General features: G+C 64.4%; 8 protein-coding genes. 5 read left to right on the top strand and 3 right to left on the bottom strand.

Annotated elements, in window-relative coordinates; all coding sequences use genetic code 11:
- The 3 genes from AC5Y4H_RS24820 to AC5Y4H_RS24830 form a co-directional block, all read left to right on the top strand.
- On the top strand, nt 1–1,039 hold a 1,039-nt coding region (locus tag AC5Y4H_RS24820), incomplete at its 5' end, for a TauD/TfdA family dioxygenase (RefSeq protein WP_499986310.1).
- On the top strand, nt 1,036–2,127 hold the full coding sequence (locus AC5Y4H_RS24825) for a hydroxyacid dehydrogenase (protein WP_499986312.1): 1,092 nt from the start codon (nt 1,036–1,038) through the stop codon (nt 2,125–2,127). The genes AC5Y4H_RS24820 and AC5Y4H_RS24825, both read left to right, overlap by 4 nt.
- Nucleotides 2,124–2,948 (top strand): enoyl-CoA hydratase/isomerase family protein, encoded by an 825-nt coding sequence (locus AC5Y4H_RS24830; RefSeq protein ID WP_499986313.1) that lies wholly within the window; start codon nt 2,124–2,126, stop codon nt 2,946–2,948. Before AC5Y4H_RS24825 ends, AC5Y4H_RS24830 begins: the two co-directional genes overlap by 4 nt.
- 18 nt (nt 2,949–2,966) lie before the next feature.
- Here the strand turns inward: AC5Y4H_RS24830 and AC5Y4H_RS24835 are convergent, their stop codons facing one another.
- Nucleotides 2,967–4,154 carry an amidohydrolase family protein gene (locus tag AC5Y4H_RS24835; protein WP_499986314.1) on the bottom strand — a complete coding sequence of 396 codons (1,188 nt, stop codon included), beginning with the start codon at nt 4,152–4,154 and terminating at the stop codon, nt 2,967–2,969.
- 191 nt (nt 4,155–4,345) lie between these two features.
- Between AC5Y4H_RS24835 and AC5Y4H_RS24840 the strand changes: the two genes are divergently transcribed.
- Nucleotides 4,346–5,146: a TetR/AcrR family transcriptional regulator gene (locus AC5Y4H_RS24840; RefSeq protein ID WP_499986316.1), complete on the top strand. Its 801-nt coding sequence runs from the start codon at nt 4,346–4,348 to the stop codon at nt 5,144–5,146.
- On the opposite strand, the gene AC5Y4H_RS24845 is transcribed toward AC5Y4H_RS24840, so the two are convergent.
- Complete coding sequence (locus AC5Y4H_RS24845) at nt 5,135–6,295, bottom strand: acyl-CoA dehydrogenase family protein (protein WP_499986317.1); 1,161 nt, start codon at nt 6,293–6,295, stop codon at nt 5,135–5,137. The two genes, AC5Y4H_RS24840 and AC5Y4H_RS24845, sit on opposite strands and share 12 nt — an antisense overlap.
- 104 nt (nt 6,296–6,399) lie before the next feature.
- Here AC5Y4H_RS24845 and AC5Y4H_RS24850 point away from each other — a divergent pair, with 104 nt between their 5' ends.
- Nucleotides 6,400–7,422, top strand: coding sequence for an acyl-CoA dehydrogenase family protein (locus tag AC5Y4H_RS24850; protein ID WP_499986319.1), 1,023 nt, complete (start codon nt 6,400–6,402; stop codon nt 7,420–7,422).
- Between the two features lie 7 nt (nt 7,423–7,429).
- Here AC5Y4H_RS24850 and AC5Y4H_RS24855 read toward each other — a convergent pair.
- Nucleotides 7,430–7,858, bottom strand: a 429-nt coding sequence (locus tag AC5Y4H_RS24855; RefSeq protein WP_499986320.1) for an enoyl-CoA hydratase-related protein, incomplete at its 5' end; no start/stop codon positions are given.

Genomic DNA, 7,858 nt, shown 5'->3' on the forward strand with positions numbered 1-7,858 from the left:
TTTCGCTTTCGACCTTTCAGCCCGCAATGTGGCTGCCCTGGAGTCGATCCTGGCCAAGACGTCGAACAAGGACCGCGACGACATTTCCCCCGAGGATGCCCGCCACCCCGATCTTGACGACGATCTGGCGAGGCTGTACCGGGACCTGATGTTCGGCAAAGGCCTGGCGTGCGTGCGCGGATTTCCGGTCGAACAACACTCGATCGATGACCTCGAGCGCATCTACTGGGCGTTCTGCACCCATCTCGGCTACCTGGTATCCAACAACTCGTTCGGGCACCGAATGGTTCGGGTCCAGGAGGAGATACTGCCGAACGGCGTCCAGCCCGCGCGTGGCACCAAGTCGCGCGCCGAGCTGGCCATGCACAACGACGCCGCCGACATCCTGTCGCTGCTGTGCGTCTACCCGGCGGCCACCGGCGGCGAAAGTCAATTCGCGAGCGGGCCGGCGGCGCACAATCGGATTCTCAACGAGCGGCCCGACCTGCTTCCCGTGCTGTATCAGGGGTTTCCGCACCACCGGCGCAGCGAGCAACCCGATGACCAGCCGGACGTGACGCCGTACGACGTCCCGGTGTTCTCGCAGATCGACGGCAGGATCTGCATCAACTTCACCTACAGCAGCATCCTGCCGGCGATGCGCACCCTCGGCCGGGAGTTCACACCCGAACAGACCGAGGCGATCGAATTGCTGCGTACCATCCTTGTCGAGCAACAGGTCGAGTTCCGGCTCGAGTCCGGCGAGGCGGCCGTCGCCAACAACTTCGCCATGTGCCACTCGCGTTCCGACTTCGTCAGCAGCAACGATCCGAAGAAGGCTCGTTGCTTCCTGCGCGCGTGGATGGAGGTGCCGCGCGAAGATCGGCGACTGCCGATCGGCCGTGAGTACTTCCACATGGAGAACAAGGACCTGCGCCTCGGGTATGACATAGTCCCAGGCCGCGACGGCTCGATCGCGTGCAACGACTACAAGAACGTCAACGCCGAACTCGCCGACATGTTCAAGGCGGCGCAGGCGAAGCCCAAACTCAAGCAATGAGCCAAAGCCCGAGTCCGAGGCTCGTCTACGAACGATGGACCGACCCTGTCGCGGGGGACATTCTCGAGGCGGCCGACATCGACGTCGTCAAACTCGACCTTTCGGCTCCGGTTGAAGATGGTTGGGCGGTAATGGAATCCGCCCATGGATACCAGGTCGCCACGCGCACCGATGTGGCGTCGTTCCCCGGCGGCGAACAGTGGTTGGTGGGGCCTGCCCTGATCCAACGCTGCGATCAGCTGCTGGCCGTCTGTTCGGCGGGCGCCGGCTATGACGTCATCGACGTCGAGGCGTGCACACGGGCCGGAATCGCGGTGTGCAACAACTCCGGGCCCGGGGCGGAGGCCGTCGCCGAGCACGCGCTGGGCTTCATGCTCGATCTTGCCAAGAAGATCACCGCTGCCGACCGTGCGCTGCGCAGCGGGCCGCTCGGCGACCGCCTGGCCTTGCGGGGGAGTCAGTTGCTCGGAAAGACGCTGGGGGTGGTCGGTCTCGGCGCCATCGGCAGGCGCCTGGTGCAGTTGTGCGCGCCGTTCGGGATGGAGATTTTGGCCCACGATCCATATATTGACGAAGCAAGCGCTGCCCAGCGCGGGGTGAGCTTGGTCGAGCTCGGCGAGCTGGTCGAGCGCTCCGATTTCATTCAGGTCACCTGCCCACTTACCGCTGAAACACGCGGCTTATTCGGTTCCGCACAGTTCGCCGCGATGAAGCCGTCGGCGTTCTTCATCACCACCGCGCGCGGTCCCGTCCACGACGAAGCCGCGCTCTATGACGCCCTGATCGCCGGCGACATCGCCGGAGCGGGCCTTGATGTGTTCCACGAAGAGCCGCCGAGGCCCGACAATCCGTTGCTTGCACTCGACAACGTGGTCGCAACGCCCCACGTCGCGGGCATCACCGTGGAAGCCGCCCGCGACCTCGCCGTCGCCACCGCGACCCAATGGCAGGTGATCTTCGAGGGACGCATGCCGCCCCGTTTGCTGAATCCTGATGTCTGGCCGAGCTACTGTGAGAGATTCAACGAGATCTTCGGATTTCGTCCCAGCGCCGCAACGGCTTTGGAGAAAGAGAGCCACAGCACGTGACGGATTACGACACCCTCGAATTCGAGGTGCGGGGTCACACGGCGTGCGTGACGCTGAACCGACCCGAGGTACTCAACGCGATCAACGACGAGATGATCGCGGAGCTCGCCGAGGTGTACGCCGAAATCGAGCGTTCCCAGGGGATCTGGACGGTCATCATCACCGGCGCCGGCCGCGCGCTGTGCGTCGGGGCCGACGTCAACAAGGCTGCCGACCACGACATGGAGAACGCGGCGGGGATCGACAACCAGGGCGAGCCCATCCTCAGCTCGATGCGGCAGTGGGACGCGCCGCAAGAGGCGACGCCGCCCTGGCTTCAGATGACCAAGCCGATCATCTGTGCGGTGAACGGGATCGCCTGTGGCGCCGGGATGGACTTGGTTACCACCGCCGACATCACCATCGCGTCCGAGCGCGCGACGTTGATGGATCCCCATGTCAGCATCGGCGTGAGCTCCGGTCGCGAAGGGGTCAGGCTCGCCCGGATCCTGCCGCTGCCGGTTGCGATGCGACTGATCTTGATGGGCAAGCACGAGCAACTCGACGCCCAGCGGGCATACGACTTGGGAGTCTTCACCGAAGTGGTGGCCCACGACACGCTCATGGATCGGGCGTGGGAGATCGCCGAGATCGTGAATTCGAATGCGCCACTGGCGGTGCGCGGTTCGCGCATGGCCGTCCGCAAGGGGCTGACACTGCCCATCTACGAAGCCGAACTGCTCGCCGAGAACTACCGGATGAAGGTGGCGTTGACCAAGGACGCCATCGAGGGCCCGCGCGCCTTTCTCGAGAAGCGTAAGCCGGAGTGGAAGGCGCTGTAGCGCGACGCTGTTAAGGCGCTATGCCATGCCGAAGAATGTCTTGGCGTTGGTCGACAGCACCTTGCGCTTGGTCTCCTCGTCCAGGCCCTCCGTCGCCTTGTTGGCGACCTCCATGCTGTGCGGCCAGTTGGTGTCATTGTGCGGGTAGTCGGTCTCGAACATGAGCTGGTCCTCGCCGACGAGGTCGAGGATGCGGAAGGCGACCGGATCGCCGAACGTGGAGAACCACACGCGGCCCGGCACCTGGGTACTCGGTGGTTCGGTCAGCAGGGGATGGATCCCACCCCACGCCCGACGGTCCTCCCAGACCTCGTCGACGCGCTGCAGGTAGTAGGGGATCCAGCCCGCCTGTGCCTCGGCGAACGCCAGCTTGAGATTCGGGAATTGCCTTAGCTTGCCCGAGAAAAGCCAGTCCACCATGGCGATGGTGCAGTTGACCGCCATCAGCGCGCTGGTGACGACATGCGGAGAGTCGGGCGAGGACTTCGTGAGCGACGAACTCGACCCGATGTGCAGCATGATGCCCACCTGGTTTCGCTCGCACGCGGCGAAAAACGGGTCCCAATAGCCGCTGTGGATGGACGGCAGATCCAGGCGTGAAGGCAGCTCGGAGAAGCAGAGCGCGTGCATGCCACGGGCGGCCACCCTGTCGACCTCCTTCGCCGCGAGCTCGACATCCCACAGCGGGATGATGCCAAGCGGGATCAGCCGACCGTTCGAGCTTCCGCCCCACTCATCGATCTGGAAGTCGTTGTAGGCCTCCACACACAGCCTGGCGAGCTCCTTGTCCTTGCCGTACAGGAAGCGTTGGCCGCAGAAGCGGACGAGCGTGTTGGGGAAGCATGCCGAAGCCTCGATGCCCGCGACGTCCATGTCGGCGAGCCGGTCTGCCGGGCGAAAGCAACCCGGGCGCATCTCGTCGTAGGTGATCGGGTCGGTAGTGAGCTCGTCCAACTCGTAGCCGGCCGCCGCGCTGATGAGCGGGATCGGGATGACCGCATCCTCGTAATGCCAGATGTCCGCGTCGCGGCCCTCGTCGTCCTCGACGAAAGCGACATCGGAAGTGACGGACGGATCCATCCGCCCACGGGTGCGAACGATCCGGGGTCCGATGTCGCGATAGCGCTCGGGCAGCCGGCTGGTCCACAGATCGGCAGGCTCCACCAAATGGTCGTCCGGCGAGACAATTCGGATGTCTGTGCTCAACGCTGACTCCTTCGGGGGCATGGGCTTCAGCTGCGAAACCGTGATTCCCGTAGACGAGAATAACCGTTTCCACACTATCGCATGGCGGTACGTCCGCCAGCCCCGCACCGGCGCGCTTCGGGAGGCCCGCCAACATACCGGCGTAGGTTGATTGGGCGAATCGGCCTGGTAACGCGTATTCTCAAGCAATCATGACTGCGAAGAAGCGCCCCGGACAGGACAGCGAAGCCAGCCTCGAGATCGTTGACGCCGACCTCGACGAGATGCCGACGAGCTGGCAGGAACGAACGATAGAGCGGCGTCTCTCCGCCGCGCGGGCCCGCGCGCTGGCACGCAGCTCGAGATTCCTTGCCACTGCGCTGGAGTTGGTCGAGGAGTCTGGACGCGCCGATTTCACCATCCAGACTCTCATCGACCGGTCGAACCTGAGCCTGCGCGCGTTCTATCAACACTTCGCGGGCAAGGAAGAGCTCCTGCTCGCGCTTTACGAGAACGCCACGAGTCAGTTCATCGAAGCGATCCGCCACGAGGTCGCACTGGCAGATGGCCCGATGGAACAACTCGAGGCGTTCTGTCGCGGATTTCTCTCGCGGGCGGAGTCATCCGAGGCGATCGGCGGACGGGTGATGACGATCTACAACCTGAGCTTGGAAATTGAGCGGCCCGCCGACTTCGCGAAGATCTGGGAGCCGCACCAGAAGCTGCTCACGAAGATCCTCACCGCGTGCTCGCGTGCCGGGTTGATCCGAAAAGACTTGACACCAGCCCAGTTGACGACGCTGCTGAACTCAACGCTCATTGCCCTCGCCCAAATCGGGGTGTTCCACCTGGGGGTCAAGGGCGCAGAGCTTTCCGAGGACCAGTTATGGGCCTGGTGCAAGCAAGCCCTCACACCGCCGGCGGATTCGGCCAAGCCCAAGCCCAAGGCCGTGGCCGCCAAGACTCCGGCGAAGCGAAGCACGGCCCGCAGGCCGCGCAAGCTAACGGGGTAGCCCCAGCCCGCGCTGGGCGATGATGGAGCGCTGAACTTCGCTTGTGCCCGCATAGATCGTGGTGCCCAACGCGAACCGCATGAGGTATTCGAAGCGGCCTTGCTCTGGGGCCGTCGGCTCGAAGTAGCTTCGCGCCGCGTCCGGTCCGACCAGTTCCATGACGTCCTGACTGGCCCGCACGAGCGCTTCGGTGCTGAAAACCTTGGACATCGGTCCCTGGACTACCGGGGTCTGGCCGGTCTCGGTCATCCAGACGCAGCGGCGCAGGAGCAGCCTCGAAACCTCGTCTTCCATTGCCACCCTGGCGATTCGCCGCCGAACATCTGTCTTGGCGAGCTGAAGCGAACCGTCGTCGGCTTCAGTGGTCGCGGCCCACTGCTCGACGTGCTGCAGCAGCCGGGAAATATGCGGCCCCCATCCGGATGCGTGTTCGTCCTGCAGCGACAGCCCCATCACCTGCCAGCCGGCGTCGACATCGCCGACGCGCCACTCGTCTGGAACGCGGACGTCGCTGTAGAACGTGATGTTGGTGCGTTCGCCCGAAAGCGTCCATACGGCTTGGGCTTCGAATCCCTCGGAATCGAGCGGGACGAGGAACATGGTGAGTCCCTTGTGCTTGGGCTTGTCGGGACTCGTGCGTGCCAGCAGGAACACGTAATCGGCGATGTGACCGTTTGTGGTAAACATCTTGGAGCCGTTGATGACCCATTCGTCGCCCTCGCGCACGGCCCTTGTGGTCGCCGCCGCGACATCCGAGCCGCATTCGGGTTCGGTGAACCCCAGCGCGATGGTGATATCGCCTTTCATCGCACCACCGAGAATGCGGTCCTTCATCTCCGGTGTGCCGACGGCTCGGATGATCGACGCCACCATTCGAGTGGTCTCCGACAGGTACATGGGCGCTTCCGCTCGCATGAGTTCCTCTCGCAGGACCTGCTCGTCCCATGCATCGCGGTTCTGGCCGCCGAATTCGGTAGGCCAGCGCGGGGCGAAATAACCTTCGTCCACCAGCCCCTTGGCGAAATCGTCGTCGTGGGAAACGCCGCTCCGGTAGATCCGCTCCTCGGACTCGGACGTCATCGCTTTCGCAAGGTAGCCGCGTACTCCGTCGCGGTATGCCGCGGTGTTGGCGTCGAGCTGAAAGTGCATGGATCAGAACCAATCTGTCTCACAGCAGGGCCGGGGGCGGGATGCGCGATAATGTTACTCTCATTTGTGAGAGTAACCATATCCGCGTGTGATGGGACCTGAGTGTGGACTTGAGCCTGTCAGGCGAACAGCGTCAGCTCGTCGACTCCTTTGCCGCGATGTATGCGCGCGAGTCGACGTCTGCTCGGGTGCGGGCTGCGGAGCCTTCGGGTTTCGATTCCCGGTTGTGGAAGGCACTGCTGGAGACCGGTGCGGTGCAGATGGCCGTCGGCGAAGCCGCGGATGGCTGGGGTGCAACCGAGCTCGAATTGGCCTTGATCGCCGAGCAGTACGGTCGGGCGGTCGCCTCCGCGCCCGTCATCGAGGCCCAGGTCGCAGCCAGGCTGCTCGCCGGGTCCGGTAACACCGGCGCGGGTCTGCTGGCCGATGCGATGGCGGGCGACAAGCTCGTCAGCTTTGCGCCGCGCGTCGCGCGTGACCGCGTACTCGGGCTCGTACCCGCCGGGGCCGTGGCGGATACGGTGGTGGCGCTAGTGGGCGAGCGCCTGATCGCGGTGCCGCTCGGCGAGAACCGTCGCCTGGTGCAGAATCTCGGGTCGCTTCCGCTGGCCGACATCACGGTCGACGACGACGTCGTGGTGGTTCTTGCCGAAGGAGACGATGCGAGGCGGATGTTCTCCGATGCACTGGATCTGTGGCTCGCGCTGACCGCTTCGGCTCTCGCGGGCGCGGCGAAGAAGGCCGTCGAACTGGGTGTGGACTACGCCAAGCAACGACATGCGTTCGGGAGCCCGATCGGATCTTTTCAGGCGGTGTCTCATCCGTTGGCGGACAGCGCCACTGCGGCCGACGGCGCGCTGTTGCTGGCGTTCGAGGCGGCGTGCGCATTCGCCGACGAGCCCCAGCGCGTCACTGAGCTGGCAGCCATGGCCTTCGCATTCGCATACGAGACGGCGCGCGACGCGACACAGCGCAGCCTGCATATCCATGGGGGTTACGGATTCTCCATGGAAGGTGACATCCAGCTGTACTACCGCCGGGTCCGGGGGTGGGCGATGGTGTATGGCGAATCGGCCGTCGCCCTCGACCGCGTCGCGGACGCCCGCTACGGGGCCGTGGCGAACTGAACGGCTATTACGCCTCGGCGCGCACTCGGTCTTTGACCGAAAGGACTATCGGGGGAGCGGCTCGCCAATTCGGCACTCCCTGCTCCTCGCCGGCGGTGGCACGCTTGTCATCCCGTACGCCGACCCAGTGCGAGTGGTTCAGCTGGTGCAGGGTGAAGCAGGACTGCAGGGCGTTGTAGAAACCCATGTTGTCCACGGACTGGTTGACCGACTCCTTGATGAGCAGAGCGGCCATCGTCGGCACCGTGGCGATGCGCCGCGCCATTTCGAGTGTGCGGTCTGATAACTCCTCTCTCTTGAAGATCTTGCTGACCATGCCGAGTCGGTAAGCCTCCTCGATGTCGATCGCATCGCCGGTCAGCATCAGTTCCTTGGTGCGACGGGGGCCGAACTCCCATGGGTGCCCGAAGTACTCCATGCCACACATGCCGAGCCG

This window comes from Mycobacterium sp. NGS58 (assembly GCF_059812385.1).